Genomic DNA, 15,559 nt, shown 5'->3' with positions numbered 1-15,559 from the left:
ACAACAGGGCCGCGATTGCGGCCCTGTGTGTTTTTACTTCACCTGTCCTGCCTGCATGGTTTGCTGCAGTTGCTGGCTGTCTGTATTCACCGAAAGCGTGGCATTAACTGAGGGGGCTAACGGCTGCCCGTCCTTCAGTGAGGCATTGAGTCGCAACTGAAAATTGCTGTCACCTTCCAGTGGAAGCGCGGGCCAGCCCCAGTTTTGCAAGACATTGACCGGTACGCCGCGCCCCGTGAGATTCAGGCTGAGAGGACGGACGGCTTGCTGTCCTACCGTTGCCGTGCCTTCCAGTAAACCTTTACCACTAAACGCGCTCAGTTCCGTCACCTTGATTTGTTGATCGTCAGCCTCCAGCGCAATGGACGGATGGCGCAGATCGGTGCGGTTAAAGGTCGATTCCGCAGCGTTCAGGCTGAGTTTACCTGACCAGATTCCCCATTGATGCTGACGGGCCAGCTGCAGATTCTCCCCGCTGCCATCCAGTGAGGTGAGCTGGAAAGGAAACGCAGGGTTGATATCGATGATCAAATTACGGTTTGAGGTGAAACGGTTCACGGTAAGGCCGCCCAGCCAGTCGGGAAGGGGAGCCTGCCATAACGCCCGCCAGTTCTGCGGCAGCGTATATTCCAGGCCCGCGACGGCAAGATTATTCAGCGTCAATTGCTTGTCGTTACGCGACCAGTTTCCGTCGGCACGGATGACGCCGTTGGCCCAGCGCGAGCTGAACTGGGTCAGGGCAATCCCCTGTGGCGAGAAGTCCATGTTGATGATGGGATCGTTAAGCTCGAATTTGCCGTTGATAAAGTTACCGGCGTTCATCGCCAGTGAACCATCCTGACTCTGCCAGTCCCGGCCTTTCCAGCTGAGATTTTTCAGTGTCAGATCGAGATCGGTTACCGCCCAGTCAGGGCCCTGCAGCCGGGCATCGGTAATGTCGACGCGGTTTAGCGTCACCGACTGCACTTCTTCAAAGGGTTTCAGGAAATCAACAAGCGTGCTGGCGGTTTGCAAACGGATATCGTTCAGGCGGAGTTGATTGATCTTCCAGTTTCCCTGCGCATCACGTTCCCCGTTACCGGTCATGGAACCGCGGGCTAAATCAGCACCGATGTTGCTAAACACCATGCGGCCCTGTGACACATTGCCCTGAATCAGCACATTTTCACCCGCAACGCGGTTTAGCGTCATCTTGCCTGCGCTCATCTGGAACTGCGCATCCCGTCCCAGCACATCGCCAGTCAACGGGGCCCACGGCACTATACCGCCATTCACCTGCAGGGCTGAAAGCGGTAACGCCGAAGAGGGGCTGTCGATGCGCATATTGTTCAGTTGCAGGCGGTTAGCCTGCACGGGTAATGCGCTATTCGTTGCCAGGTTAGCAAGATTAACCTCACCGTCACGTAATTCTATGCTGGCAAAGTGAAAAGGATCGCTGAACTGCAACAGGGCAATGCCCAAGTCGACGCGCCTGGCGACCAGCACAGCCGGCTGTCCATCATGGCCAAAACTGAAGTCATCCAGAATAATGTGCGAGGGTGATGAAAAGTTATGTTCGATTTTACTCAGCGACAGATGCCATTCCGTTTTGTCGCTCACCCAACGGCTAAACCAGCCCGCGCCCCACTGTGTCTGCAGCAGTACATACAGCACCACTAACGCAAACAGTAGCAGTAACAATAAGGTGAGGAAAAACTTTCCTATAAATTTCATCGTATCCTTCCCGGGTTCAGTCCGCTGAAAGGTTGTTATGCCTTAATTAGCGTTATAGCTCAACCGCCTGGATGTAAATCAGCATAAATAGCAGGCAGGTCCTGACCTGCCTTTAAAATCACTTTTCCGGTGGGAAGATCAGATTAAGCACAATCGCCGTAATACCGCCTGCGGCAATACCCGAAGAGAGCAAGGTTTTCAGCCAGTCAGGCGCAAACTGCAGAATCAGCGGTTGCTGTGACACGCCAAGCCCTGCGGCCAGCGAGAGGGCGATAATCATGATGGCGCGTCGGTTCAGCGGCTCTCTGGAGACAATACGCACGCCGGATGCTGCGATGGTCCCAAACATCACAATAGTGGCACCGCCCAGAACCGGCTCAGGGATATGCTGTACCAGTCCACTGACCGCCGGGAACAGGCCCAGCAGGATAAGCATCAGCGCCACGACAAAACCAACATAGCGGCTGGCAACACCGGTAAGTTGGATAACGCCGTTATTCTGTCCAAAGCAGGAGTTGGGGAAGGTATTAAACAGGGCAGACACAAACGAGTTAAGGCCATTCGCCAGCACGCCGCCTTTCAGGCGCTTCATATACAAAGGTCCGCTCACCGGCTGCTCCGACACGTCAGAGGTGGCGGTGATATCACCAATGGTTTCCAGCGAGGTCACCATAAACACCAGCATCAGCGGGATGAGCAGGTTCCAGTCAAACCCCAGGCCGTAATAGAGCGGAGTCGGTAGCGCAATCAGTGGCTGGTTTGCGGGCGTATTGATGGATGGCAGCATATCCAGCGCCCAGGCGAGCAGGTAGCCAACCGCCATGGCAATCACCAGTGAGGCGACGCGCAGGTAAGGATTTTTCTGACGGTTCAGAAGGATAATAACCAACAAAACCGCACCGGCCAGCAGCAGGTTTTTAGGCGCGCCGAAGCTGTGGTCGTTCATGGCGGCGAAACCACCACCGACGGACGTCAGGCCAACCTGAATAAGGGACAATCCAATGATCATCACGACAATACCAGACACCAGAGGCGTGATGATACGGCGTGCCAGATGCAGCACCCGCGACAGTACCATTTCCGTGCAGGATGCCACCATCAAGGTGCCAAACAGCGCCGCCATCATGGTGGGCACATCTGCGCCGCCATTTTTCAGCGCCATGCCGCCCATAATCAGCGGCGTCACAAAGTTAAAGCTGGTGCCCTGAATGGACAGCAAGCCTGAGCCGACCGGCCCCCAGGTTTTGATTTGCAGAACGGATGCCACGCCAGAGGCGAACAGGGACATGCTGATAATGTGCTGCGTGTCCTGCGCCGGTAAACCCAATGCCTGGCAGATCAACAGCGCGGGCGTAATCACGGCGACAAACATGGCCAGCAGATGCTGACCGGCCGCAAACAGGGTTTGCGTAAGTGGCGGACGATCTTCCAGACGGTAAATCAGTTCACTTTTACTGGCGGTAGTCGGGTTAAGCTGCTGATTGGTTGACATCGTAACGGTTCCCAAAAAAAAGTGTGGCGATTGTAATCGTCCACGGATCAAAAGCAAACGTTTGCCTGGTGGTGCAAAAAAAGGCGTCAGGCGTTGCTGTAGCGGCCGGTTTCCGGTAGCCAGCGCTCGATCAGTGCCTGGGCCTGTTCGGGATAGTGCTGGTGGATGTGCCGCGCGACGCGTTGTACTTCAGGAATCATAGCCTGATCGCGCAGGAGATCGGCGACCTTAAACTCCGCATTACCGGTTTGGCGCGTACCCAGCAGTTCGCCCGGCCCGCGGATCTCCAGATCGTGTTGGGCAATCACAAAGCCGTCGTTGCTGTCGCGCAGCACCTGCAAACGCTTCTGTGCCGTTTTGCTTAGCGGCGCTTTATACAGCAGTACGCAGTGAGACGCGACTGCGCCACGGCCTACGCGCCCGCGCAGCTGGTGAAGCTGGGCAAGACCGAGGCGTTCTGGATTTTCAATGATCATCAGGCTGGCGTTTGGCACATCCACGCCAACCTCAATAACGGTCGTGGCGATCAGCAGCTGTATCTCGTTCGCTTTGAAGGCCTGCATCACCGCCAGTTTCTCCGCTGGCTTCATGCGGCCGTGCACCAGCCCTACCTGCAAGTCCGGCAGCGCGATTTTTAACTCTTCCCATGTCGCTTCTGCGGCCTGGGCTTCGAGCAGATCGGACTCTTCAATCAGCGTACAGACCCAGTAAGCCTGACGACCTTCATGGCAAGCGCTTTGCACCCGGGCAATGATCTCACTGCGACGGCTGTCAGGAATGGCCACAGTCGTCACCGGCGTTCTGCCCGGCGGCAGCTCATCAATGGTTGAGGTATCGAGATCGGCATAAGCGGTCATCGCCAGGGTACGCGGAATCGGTGTGGCGGTCATGATCAACTGGTGAGGATGGAAACCCTGCTCTTCCCCTTTTTCCCACAGCGCCAGCCGCTGGTGAACCCCAAAACGGTGTTGTTCATCAATAATCACCAGCGCCAGACCGTTGAACTTCACCTGCTCCTGAAACAGGGCATGCGTACCGACCACCATGGCTACGTTGCCGCTGGCAATAGCATCTTGCTGTGCCTGCCGCGCTTTCCCTTTTTGTTTGCCCGCCAGCCAGCCGACTTCCAGGCCAAGTGGCGCAAGCCACTGACGGAAATTATTGGCATGCTGCTCAGCCAGCAACTCTGTCGGTGCCATCAGCGCCACCTGTTTGCCGTGGGCGATAACGTTCAGGGCCGCAAGGGCCGCGACCAGCGTTTTACCCGATCCCACGTCACCCTGGACAAGCCGCAACATGGGATAATCGTGCGCTAAGTCTTTTTCAATTTCCGCCACGACGCGTTTTTGGGCGGCAGTGGGGGAAAAAGGCAGGGCAGCCAGTAAGCGGTCACTCAACGTATGACGGGCGGGCATCGGCAGCGCGTAGTGGCGCTGCGCACCGGCCCGAACCGCCAGCATACTGAGATTATGCGCCAGCAGTTCTTCAAGAATCAGCCTGCGCTGAGCGGGATGCTGCCCACTTTCAAGTTCGCTGAGTTTGACATCGGGTGGGGGACGATGCAGCGTGCGTAAGGCGTCGGGCAGGCTGATCAGTCCGCCGCTTAACGCCTGCGGCAACAGTTCCGTAATAGGGCAGTTTTCCAGCAGAGTTAATGCCTGGTCGGTAAGATTGCGAAGTGTTGCCTGACGAATGCCTTCGGTTGTGGGATAGACTGGCGTCAGGGTTTCTTCCAGCGTCACATGGCTGTGCTCGCCCTGTACGCGGTATTCCGGATGGATAATTTCTGCGCCGCGCTGCCCGCGTTTAATTTCGCCCCAGGCGGTTACCCGGCGGCCGGGTGCGAGGCTGTTTTTCATACCGGCATTGAAGTTGAAGAAGCGCATGGTTAACACGCCGCTGCCATCGCCGATCTGGCACACCATCATACGTCGGCGGCCAAAAGTAATGTCGGTATGCAGCACGTCGCCTTCGACCGTTGCCCAAATTCCCGGTAACAGGTCGTTGATAGCATAAAGCTGGGTGCGATCTTCATAACGCAGAGGAAGGTGTAGCAGTAAATCCTGGATAGTATGCAGGCCAATTTTAGCCAGCTTTGCTGCCTGGCTGGCGCCGACGCCGGTCAGGGTACTGAGCGGTATGGCATCCAGCAGACGGCCTTTCATTTCTTACTTCTGCCTGTTGCTTGCATCGTTGCCCACCAACTGTCATCGGCTTCTATCTCGCCCTGCGCGTTGATATGGGGATAGGGCATCCGTTTATGTTTTGCCACGCGCGCCAGAACAGGATAGCCCCCTTCAAACAGCAGGCGCTGTTGTTCTTCGTAATCCAGAAGGCTGGATTGACGTTGATACATACCGGCATTTTGCCGCTGGCGCTGGGCTTCATAAAGAATCAGCGCGGACGCAACAGAAACGTTGAGTGACTGAACCATTCCCACCATCGGAATAATGATGTGACGATCGGCCAGGGCCAGGGCTTCATCTGTGATACCGGTTTTTTCCTGACCCATCAAAATGCACGTGGGTTTGGTGTAATCAATCTCACGAAAATCCACAGCGTCAGCAGAGAGGTTTGTCGCCAGTATCTGCATCTTTTGCGTTTTAAGATGGCCAATAGCGTCGGTGATTGAACGGTGCGTCACAACCTTTACCCAGCTATTGCTGCCGGCCGAAGCCGAAGCCTGGGTTCGCATGCGTTGGCTTGGCCACACGGCATGGACCTCATGAATCCCCACCGCATCCGCAGTGCGGATCACCGCGGAAACGTTGTGCGGTTTATGCACCTGCTCCATGCAGACGGTAAGGTCATGCTGACGCAGGGCCAGCATTTCCTGAATACGAGAAAAGCGTTGAGGATTCATGCACTAGTTACGGTTGCGGTGAACTTTAATCACATCCGGCATCACACGAATTTTACGCATGATATTCGCCAGGTGGACGCGATCGCGTGCGGTCAGACGGATAAAGGCACTGTAAACGCGGCCATCGCGTTCTTCAGTATTCAGGCTCTGAATATTGGAGCCCGCCGTGTTGATCGCTGCCGTCAGGTTCGCCAGTGCGCCCTGGTGGTTAAACATATCGACCTTGATCTCAGCCACGAACTCTTGCTCAGTGACTTTATCCCACTCCACCGGCATGAATTTTTCTGGCTCTTTTTGATAGCCGCGAATATTTCGACAGGATTCATGGTGAACAACCAGGCCTTTACCCGGACTGACGTGTGCAACAATCGGATCGCCGGGAATAGGACGACAGCATTTCGCAAAGGTAATGAGTACGCCGTCTGCGCCTTTGATGGGCAGCTTGCCCTGTTTTTTGTTGTTATTGAGCGCGTTAGTGTCAGTTTGAAGCAGGTTTTTGGCCACCACCACGCTCATTGCATTCCCCAGGCCGATTTCTGCTAACAGATCGTCCAGTGAGGTCAGCTTCATGCGGTCAAGCTCATGCTTGATGTTTTCAGCCGGCACTTCCGCCAGTTTACGACTGCCGCCCATCGCATGGCTGAGCAGGCGACGTCCCAGATTTACCGAGTCTTCACGCTTGAGGTTTTTCAGAAGCTGACGAATCTTAGCGCGCGCTTTGGAACTGACCACAAAGTTGAGCCAGGCGGCGTTAGGACGTGCGCCGGGCGCAGTAATAATCTCAATGGTCTGGCCGCTGGTGAGCGTCTGGGACAGCGGATAAGGCTGACGGTCAACGCGCGCGCCCACACAGGCATGACCAATATCGGTATGTACTGCATAGGCAAAATCGACCGGCGTGGAGCCGGTCGGCAATTCGACGATGCGGCCTTCTGGCGTAAAGACGTAGATCTCATCCGGGAAGAGATCGGACTTCACGCTTTCAATGAATTCAAATGAGCTACCGGCGCTCTGTTGCAGCTCCAGCAGGCTTTGCAGCCAGCGCTGGGCACGAATTTGCGCCGTGGTGCCGCTTTCGCCAGCTTGTTTATAAGCCCAGTGCGCGGCAACCCCCATTTCGGCCATCTGATCCATATCTTCGGTACGGATTTGCACCTCAACCGGTACGCCATGCGGCCCGATCATAGAGGTATGCAGAGATTGATAGCCGTTAGCTTTGGGAATGGCGATATAGTCTTTCACCCGGCCCGGACGTGGCTTGTATAAGCTGTGCATCTGGCCCAGGACGCGGTAGCAGGTATCCAGATCTTTCACGATAACGCGAAAGGCGTAAATATCCATGATCGAGTGAAAACGCTGCTCTTTCAGCGTCATTTTGCGGTAAATCGAGTAAAGGTGCTTTTCGCGCCCACTTACCCGGCAGGGAATACCGGCTTCCTGCAGGCGACCGTCGATCTCAGAGAGGATTTTTTGAATCATCTCTTTACGGTTGCCACGGGCCGCTTTCACGACCTCTTTAATCACCCGAAAACGATTGGGGTAGAGCGCTTCAAAACCCAGCTCTTCCAGTTCCGTTTTTAGGTGATGAATCCCCAGGCGATGCGCCAGAGGACTGTATATTTCCAGTGTTTCCAGCGCGATGCGACGGCGTTTATCCGGACGTAACGACCCGAGCGTACGCATGTTGTGGGTGCGGTCAGCCAGCTTGATGAGAATGACGCGGATATCCTGCACCATCGCCATAATCATCTTGCGGAAGTTCTCTGCCTGCGCCTCTTTCTTATCACGGAATTTCAGCTTATCCAGCTTTGAAACGCCTTCAACCAGCTCGGCAACGCTCTTACCAAACAGCTGTTCCATATCCTGATAGGTGGCAGGCGTGTCTTCAATGACGTCATGCAAAAGCGCGGCCATGAGGGTTTCATGGTCGAGCTTCATTTCTGCCAGAATACAGGCTACCGCGACAGGATGCGTGATGTAAGGCTCGCCGCTGGAGCGTGTCTGTCCCTCGTGGGCATCACGTGATACGAGATAGGCTTGCTTGAGGCGCTTAATCTGGTCCTCAGGCAAGTATTGTTCAATCAGTTGATTGAGACTTTCAAACAGATACAAGGTTGACCTGCAGCTAGCTGTTAACGACGACCTTCAGCGATAGCGGTAACGGCCTGTAACTCCGCGGCTTCCTGCTCTTGCTGCTCCTGACGATCACGCACATCTAAAATCTGATTGGTGACCAAACCTTCTTCGATTTCGCGCAATGCGATAACGGTGTGTTTATCGTTCTCTTCGGGAACCAGCGGATCTTTTCCGCCTACCTGCATCTGACGTGCACGACGTGCAGCGACCAACACCAGGTCAAAACGATTACCCACTTTTTCTACTGCGTCCTGAACGGTTACGCGTGCCATAGGTGTGCTACTCCACAGATGAAGAAATGACTCGGCATCATACTGAAACTGGGTTCAGACTGCCAACAGTTTGCTGATCAAAGCGTCATGGCGCGCTTTCTGACGGGCCATGCGCAGACGTTCTGCGCGAATAATGGTTTTCAGATCGGATAACGCCAAATCAAAATCATCATTCACGATTAAATAGTCGTATTCGGCATAGTGGCTCATTTCTGCCACGGCCTGTGCCATACGACGTGCAATGACCTCTTCGCTGTCCTGACCGCGACCACGCAGGCGACGATCCAGCTCTTCTTTAGAAGGAGGCAATACAAATATACTGCGCGCGTCGGGCATTTTAGCGCGAATTTGCTGCGCACCTTGCCAGTCAATATCAAGAAAAACGTCTACGCCGGTCGCCAGAACTTGTTCAATCGTCTTACGCGCGGTGCCGTAATAGTTGTCGAAAACTTTCGCGTGCTCAAGGAAGGCATCTTCCTCGATCATCTTTTCGAACTCATGCTGTTGAACAAAGAAGTAATGTTCACCATGTGCCTCGCCCGGCCGCATGCCGCGCGTGGTATGTGAAACAGACACTTGCGTATCATACAGCGGCTGCGTTTTTAACAGCGCCTGAATCAGACTGGATTTCCCTGCGCCACTGGGAGCAGAAACAATATAGAGCGTACCTTGGGCCATGATTTTCTTGAATTGATTAAGTGCGGAGTCGATTTCCTGCACAGTATACACAGCTTCCCCGCGCCACGCAGCGTTTGCGCCGCCATCGCGGTGAAAAGTTTATGCGACCAGGTACGCAAAGCCGCTTTTCGCATCTGAAAACATACCTCAATGTTCACACAAGCCGTCCCAGAACGCGCGAATGCAGCTGGCTCAGCCTGACGTTCAGCGCTTGAATGATAAAAAATCAGGAGGTGACGGATGAAAGGGATGTTAACTGCCGGGCTGATGCTGTTATTCAGCCCAACTTATTCCTGTGGGGCCTTGTGTCCTGCATGGACGCCTGCACGGGCGGTAAGTGAGATCGGTCACCTGCAACAACAGCTTCGGCACTGGGATAACGCGTATTACCAGCAGGGGCATTCGCTGGTTGCGGATGCAGATTACGATAGTTTGCAGCAGCGGCTTAACCACTGGCAGCGCTGTTTTACGCAGACGGCGGGCGACTATGAGCCTGCTTTGCCGGGGGACGGTACTTTGTGGCATCCGGTTGCGCATACGGGCGTAAAAAAAGTACAGGATAAACGTGCACTGGGTTACTGGATGCAGACGCGACAAGACCTTTGGGTCCAACCGAAAATCGATGGTGTTGCCGTCTCGCTAATCTATCGACAGGGAAAACTGGTGTCGTTAATTAGCCGTGGAGATGGTTTACACGGTGAGCAGTGGCTGGCGAAAGCCAGACGGATTCCCGCCATTCCGGCGATGATTGACAGTGATGACGCTACCGTTGTTTTACAGGGCGAGCTTTTTTTGCGGATGACCGGTCATCAACAGGCGACCGATGGCGGAAAGAACGCCAGAGCCCGCGTTGCGGGGGCAATGATGAGTCAGGAAGACTCGCCGCTTCTGGAACAACTGGGTATTTTTATCTGGGGCTGGCCTGACGGGCCAGCCAGTATGCATGAACGCCTGACCCGATTGGCCGCATGGGGATTCGATCTTGCCAGTCACTGGACCCAACCCGTTCAGGATGAAGAGGATGCTGAAAGCTGGCGTGATCGCTGGTTTCATGCACCCTTGCCTTTTGTCACCGATGGCGTTGTCGTGCATCAGGCAACACGTCCGGCGGGAAAGTACTGGCAGCCAGGTGAGGGGGAATGGGCTATCGCCTGGAAATATCAGCCACCGGCGGTCAGCAGTGAGGTACGCTCCGTTGATTTTTCGATAGGGCGCACGGGAAAAGTCGCAGTGGTACTGAACCTGCAACCTGTGCAGTTGGATGATAAAACCGTCAGGCGAGTCAGTATAGGGTCGCTAAAACGCTGGCGTGAGCAAGATATTATCGCAGGCGATCAGGTGACGATTAGCCTTGCGGGTCAGGGCATTCCACGGCTTGATCGTGTTATCTGGCGCGTGGCGCAGCGGGATTACCCTGAACCGCCTGAACCTGAGCAATTCACGCGACTAAGTTGTTATACCTTAACGCCGGATTGCCATCGCCAGTTACTGGCGCGTTTGAGTTGGCTGAGCCAAAAGTCAGTGCTAGACATTCCTGGTGTGCAACGCAGTACCTGGCAACGGCTACTGGAAACCGGCTGTATTACGCATCTGTTTTCCTGGCTGACCATTACGCCAGAACAAATCGCCACCGCAGCGGGTATCTCATCCGAGAGAGCACAACACATCTGGCATCGGTTTGATTTGACCCGGAAACAACCTTTGCGTCGCTGGCTCAATGCGTTGGGCATTGAACTGCCGCAAAAGGCACTGCGCGCATTAGACGATAAAGCGTGGGACGCTGTGCTGACTCGGGATGTAAAAGGCTGGCAATCTCTGCCCGGCGTGGGCGCATTGCGTGCAGAACGTATTACCTCACATCTTAAGGATGCCGGGCTGCGAACGTTGATTACCTTTTTACAGCAGCAGGGTATCCCTTCCTCATCAATGATCGGGATGGGGATAATTGAAGATGGGCAAACCGAGGCGAAATCGCAGGGCCAGCAGGCGGGCAAAAAAGCCAAAGAGTAAGGTGATAATAATCACAACCTCATGTGCCAGAGGGGTTTTCAGCAGCAGGATGTACATCCAGCCTGATGCGAACGCGATACCGGCATATAACTCTTTTTGAAACACCAACGGGATACGATTACAAAACATATCGCGCAAAACGCCGCCAAAGACGCCGGTAATAACCGCACTGATCGCGGCAATAATCATGGCATGGCCCGAATCCAGGGCGACCTGCGCACCGATAATAGAAAACACCACCAAACCAAGCGCATCCAGTACCAGAAACACCTTTCGTAGATGGGTCATTAACGGCGCGACAAACGTGGTCACCACGGCAGCAGCGGCTACGATCATGATGTATTCAGGATGCTTTACCCAACCCAGCGGATAATGACCAAGGAGAATATCGCGCACTGAACCCCCGCCTATCGCGGTCACAGAAGCAATGATGATCACACCAAACAGGTCCATTTTACGACGGCCAGCGGCAAGCGCCCCCGTCATTGCCTCAGCGGTGATACCAAGGATATAGAGAACAGTAAGTAACATAGCAGGCTCCAGGAAGACGGCGGCAAGGCTACGCCACTGAAGAGAACGGCGCGACTGAGATTTTCTGTTAATAGCTTTAATAGTATCAGTAAAAACTCACCCTTTCAGGATAAGCTTTTATTAATCAATAAATTATGGAAAATTAAGGGCCTGTATCAACACAAATTCTATTGGATAAACCGGGTCAGCCTTACTCCCCGTTGACGTATTGCACGGCTCAGGCTCTTTGAGACGACATTATGTTGGTATAAACAGAGAAAGGAAACAGTGTAAGCCGGGAATCTACAGGGCTGATTAATGGCAGCCCGTATGCGGGGTGAGCGCAAGTGAAGTGTGGGTTAAGCGAGCGGAGAAGGCTGTTGATGCAACGTGCCAGGTCTTATAAAAACCGTGCTGATCGACAACACGGCAAGACCGCTTTTCAGGTGTCCGGCATCCAGCAAGCGCATTATATATTCCTGAGGCAGATCTGGAAGAATGTTTTCAGACTGAATTGATATACCGGTTGAAACCATATACGGCCATAACAGCAGTAAGCCAGCATTCTTACTGACACCATTGCCAGGTAGCCCCATAGTGCGCACAAAACCGAAGGTGTGCTCCATACCGTCAGCAGTGTAATGACCAGGCCCACGAATACGGATGATATTTCGCAAAATGCGATATCGGAAAATTGTTTTTCGCGCTGCAATATCGCGCGATAGTGTTGCCCCTGAGGAATGATGATAAAGATGACGGCAGCCATCTCAAGCATCATGGTTATCTGTGGCTGATTAAACAGCCGATCGACAACAATGCCGGAAATAAAAAAAACAGCAAAAATGATCAGTCCCAGCAGTATGTTGCCCCAGTAAATAACCGATAACCTATTGACTGAGAGTGTCGAATAACGAATCACGCTGTTTGAGAACCCGCGATCCGCCAGTGTGTCAATGACCAGCAATCCAGCAATGACAACAGCCAATAAATTAAAGGCTTCAGCCTGCAGAATTTTACCCAGCAGGGAAAGTTGCAATACGCCAATGCTTAATATTTTAAACGATGAAAGAAGCGGCCAATTAACGTGTATAAGATTTATTTTACGTATCGCCATAATATTCCCGCCGGGTAAATTGTTATGACGGTAAGCAGACAGTGATGCCTGCTTACCCTCGGGGTTATTTATATTTTATTGTGGTTTTTCAGTAAACACGGCCTTGAGCACATCAGCACTGTATAAAAATCACATGGAGTGCTAAATGCTTTTTTATGTTTAATGCCCAAACCTGTTCTTCTGTTCTTCATTTAACGATGAACATTAAAAACGATCCCTGTTATATCGTTATAAAGGTTTTGCTGTGTGTAGATAATTTATAACGCTTTTTAATGAGGTTAACATCATAAGGAAAATCTGATATGTGATTTGAGAAAGGCGATAATGTTTATTGTCTGGATGATATTTCTCACTTGCTAAATAAACGCTTCATAACGACTTGTGGCAAAGTCACGTATGACTATTCAGTAGTAAAAAATACAAAATAAAAAAGGCTTTGAAACGTTATACATAGCGTCGTTTTAAGGCGATGACCCAGGATTTTTCCCGTATGAAACACTTAAGCCGGGGCAAAGAAAGTGCAAGGTGGTTATGTAAGCAATGGTCGTAGCGCTTATCCATTCTGAACGTAAAAATTTCCCAGACGTCAGAATATGTTCATGGTAGAGAGGCACAACGTCATAAGAGGAGGTATGGCAGATGCGGGTGCGGCCGTTTTATGGTCAGGACAGAATATTGATATCTGCACGCTGGATGAGCACGTGCTGTGAGTCGTAACGGGGAAAGAGCGATAGCGGCAGTATGAAAAAATAAAGCAGGCTTGAGCCTGCTTTATCGTTATACGTAGAGAGACGCTTCACCTGGTGGACGCGTTTTAAATCGGCGATGCAGCCAAAGGTACTGGTCAGGCGCTCGCATGATTTGGCTCTCAATCACTTTATTCATATAGGCAGCGGCGGCTGATTCATCCGTATGAGGGTAGTTTTCCAGAATCGGTTCGATAATCAGTTTATAACCATCGTTGCCTGGATTACGAATCAGCATGATCGGCACCATCGCAGGCTTGGCCAGGCGAGATAAAACGTATGTGCCGTTTGTTGTCGCTGCTTTCTCAACGGCGAACAGCGGGGCGAAAGTACTGCCTTTTGGGCCGTAATCCTGGTCCGGTGCAAACCAGACGGATTCGCCCTGCTTAAGCGCCTGTACCATCCCGCGCAGATCACGACGGTCAATCATCGCCTTATTGGAACGCATGCGGCCTTTGGTCTGAACGTACTCCATCGCGCGGTTATTATGTGGTCGGTACATTGCCATCATCGGCTGACACAACCCGCTGATGCGGCCACCCAGCTCCAGAGACATAAAATGGATGCCGATTAACATCACGCCCCGGCCTTCATTCTGAGCAGAATAGAGGTTTGCAAGCCCTGAGACAGTAAACAGGCGCTTAACGGCGTGGTCTGGCCAGAACCAGGCAATGCCCGTTTCAAGCAGCGCCATACCAAGAGAAGCAAAGTTTCCCGCAATCATGCTTTCTTTGTCTTCATCACTGATGCCAGGAAAACAAAGTTCAATGTTACGACGGGTAATGCGCTCTCGACGCTGAAGGAAATGACGGGAAAGTTTACCGGCACCTGCGCCAAGTCGCATCAGGACAGGATAGGGAAGTTGAACTAAGAGCCAGAGAATGCCAAGACCAAACCATGTAAACCAATAACGGGGATGTAAAAGGGTGCTGCTGAACTGCCTGGTGTTTTTCATCATTGACCTTAAAGGATTGATGGATGTAACGCAAAAAGACCCATTCCTTAAGTTCCCAAGCGGTACGGCTGTACTAACTACGACCAGCACTTTATCAAAAAGTGCCCTCTGTCACAGTGAGCTTTCGTCATCTTCAGGATTAGGATGATCGATTGCATCGGGGCGTCATCGAGCAAGAAATGATGGTGTGAAAAAATTTTATTTTTATAAAACAATGTCTTATTTTTTCGGTTGTGTGTTGAGGATAGCAAAACAGGCGTCTGGAAATTAAGACAGTTCTGTACTCAACAGCCACCATCTTTTCGATAAATTTACATTCTTAGTGGCAAAAATCTAAAAAATGACTATGCATGAGTATGCACAGGCTTCTTGTGAAAAGCTACATGATGAATGCGTGCGCACTGTTCAGGATGTTTGAGAACTGGAAATTCAGCGGAAATTATCCTCACAAGCGATACACGTTTACCCACATACGTAACGTGTATGGCTTAAGAGAAAAACCGAGTCTGGAAAAGAAAAATCCTAGTTATAGGTAATCGTCATCAGGCGAAAATCACCGACTTTTTTTAACTGCACCTTACCCAGCTTAAGCGGCAAAGATTGTTGGCTGTCATTCATACGCAAGGTTGTGGCTTCAGTTTTACCTCCTCTCGTGCAACTTTGTTTAATCTGAGAATTAACAATAAGCGTGTCACAACCGGGTTCCACAATTGAACCTTTGAAATTGATTTGTCCGCCAGTGGCAAAAGACAATGGCGATAACGTCATTAATACAAACACAAAAGTTAATTTTTTCATGGCTTCAGTCTCTGATTGGTTTCACAAAGAAAGAACGGCATTTAAAAATAAAACTTTAGTAGAACATTCGTTTTTTATTTCTCATCTTTGCTTTTTTAATACTAAAATGTGAGCGAATTGGTGTTTTTTTGTTGTGTTATAATACCGAGCATTAAAAATAAGCAGGCTTATCGTTTCTGAACGTTTTTTCGCATTTGGCTTTTAATTAATGATTTCTTTCGGAATAACGCATTCTGGGTAATGAAAGACAACTTAAAACTAATCGTACTTAT

General features: G+C 51.8%; 12 protein-coding genes. 1 reads left to right on the top strand and 11 read right to left on the bottom strand.

Annotation, left to right across the window (positions count from 1 at the left end; translation table 11 throughout):
* Nucleotides 1-33 precede the first annotated feature (33 nt).
* The 7 genes from A6A26_RS04985 to gmk form a co-directional block, all read right to left on the bottom strand.
* Nucleotides 34-1,713: an AsmA family protein gene (locus A6A26_RS04985; RefSeq protein ID WP_063877737.1), complete on the bottom strand. Its 1,680-nt coding sequence runs from the start codon at nucleotides 1,711-1,713 to the stop codon at nucleotides 34-36.
* 118 nt (nucleotides 1,714-1,831) lie between these two features.
* On the bottom strand, nucleotides 1,832-3,205 hold the full coding sequence (locus tag A6A26_RS04980) for a nucleobase:cation symporter-2 family protein (RefSeq protein ID WP_063881062.1): 1,374 nt from the start codon (nucleotides 3,203-3,205) through the stop codon (nucleotides 1,832-1,834).
* A gap of 86 nt (nucleotides 3,206-3,291) precedes the next feature.
* Complete coding sequence (recG, locus tag A6A26_RS04975) at nucleotides 3,292-5,370, bottom strand: ATP-dependent DNA helicase RecG (protein ID WP_063877736.1); 2,079 nt, start codon at nucleotides 5,368-5,370, stop codon at nucleotides 3,292-3,294.
* Nucleotides 5,367-6,068, bottom strand: coding sequence for a tRNA (guanosine(18)-2'-O)-methyltransferase TrmH (gene trmH / locus A6A26_RS04970; protein WP_063877735.1), 702 nt, complete (start codon nucleotides 6,066-6,068; stop codon nucleotides 5,367-5,369). Before trmH ends, recG begins: the two co-directional genes overlap by 4 nt.
* Before the next feature lie 3 nt (nucleotides 6,069-6,071).
* Entirely contained in the window at nucleotides 6,072-8,180 is a 2,109-nt protein-coding gene (gene spoT, locus A6A26_RS04965) for a bifunctional GTP diphosphokinase/guanosine-3',5'-bis pyrophosphate 3'-pyrophosphohydrolase (protein ID WP_063877734.1), read from the bottom strand.
* A 20-nt stretch (nucleotides 8,181-8,200) separates the two neighbouring features.
* Nucleotides 8,201-8,476 (bottom strand): DNA-directed RNA polymerase subunit omega, encoded by a 276-nt coding sequence (gene rpoZ, locus A6A26_RS04960; protein WP_063877733.1) that lies wholly within the window; start codon nucleotides 8,474-8,476, stop codon nucleotides 8,201-8,203.
* Nucleotides 8,477-8,530: 54 nt separating this feature from the next.
* Nucleotides 8,531-9,154 (bottom strand): guanylate kinase, encoded by a 624-nt coding sequence (gene gmk / locus A6A26_RS04955; RefSeq protein ID WP_063877732.1) that lies wholly within the window; start codon nucleotides 9,152-9,154, stop codon nucleotides 8,531-8,533.
* A gap of 240 nt (nucleotides 9,155-9,394) precedes the next feature.
* On the opposite strand from gmk, the gene ligB reads away from it, so the two are divergent.
* The gene (gene ligB, locus A6A26_RS04950) at nucleotides 9,395-11,164 is read left to right on the top strand and encodes an NAD-dependent DNA ligase LigB (RefSeq protein WP_063877731.1); all 1,770 of its coding nucleotides are present in this window, start codon (nucleotides 9,395-9,397) and stop codon (nucleotides 11,162-11,164) included.
* On the opposite strand, the gene A6A26_RS04945 is transcribed toward ligB, so the two are convergent.
* From A6A26_RS04945 to A6A26_RS04930, 4 genes are all read right to left on the bottom strand, one after another.
* Entirely contained in the window at nucleotides 11,078-11,695 is a 618-nt protein-coding gene (locus A6A26_RS04945; RefSeq protein ID WP_063877730.1) for a trimeric intracellular cation channel family protein, read from the bottom strand. The two genes, ligB and A6A26_RS04945, sit on opposite strands and share 87 nt — an antisense overlap.
* 448 nt (nucleotides 11,696-12,143) lie before the next feature.
* Nucleotides 12,144-12,788 (bottom strand): oligosaccharide flippase family protein, encoded by a 645-nt coding sequence (locus A6A26_RS04940; RefSeq protein WP_063877729.1) that lies wholly within the window; start codon nucleotides 12,786-12,788, stop codon nucleotides 12,144-12,146.
* A gap of 777 nt (nucleotides 12,789-13,565) precedes the next feature.
* The gene (gene lpxP / locus A6A26_RS04935) at nucleotides 13,566-14,489 is read right to left on the bottom strand and encodes a kdo(2)-lipid IV(A) palmitoleoyltransferase (protein ID WP_063877728.1); all 924 of its coding nucleotides are present in this window, start codon (nucleotides 14,487-14,489) and stop codon (nucleotides 13,566-13,568) included.
* A gap of 522 nt (nucleotides 14,490-15,011) precedes the next feature.
* Complete coding sequence (locus A6A26_RS04930; protein WP_063877727.1) at nucleotides 15,012-15,287, bottom strand: hypothetical protein; 276 nt, start codon at nucleotides 15,285-15,287, stop codon at nucleotides 15,012-15,014.
* Nucleotides 15,288-15,559: the final 272 nt, after the last annotated feature.

This window comes from Pantoea sp. OXWO6B1 (assembly GCF_001641135.1).
GTDB classification, from domain to species: domain Bacteria; phylum Pseudomonadota; class Gammaproteobacteria; order Enterobacterales; family Enterobacteriaceae; genus Pantoea; species Pantoea allii.
Note: the sequence above shows the minus strand (reverse complement) of the source record. Positions and strands in the feature narration are given on the sequence as shown.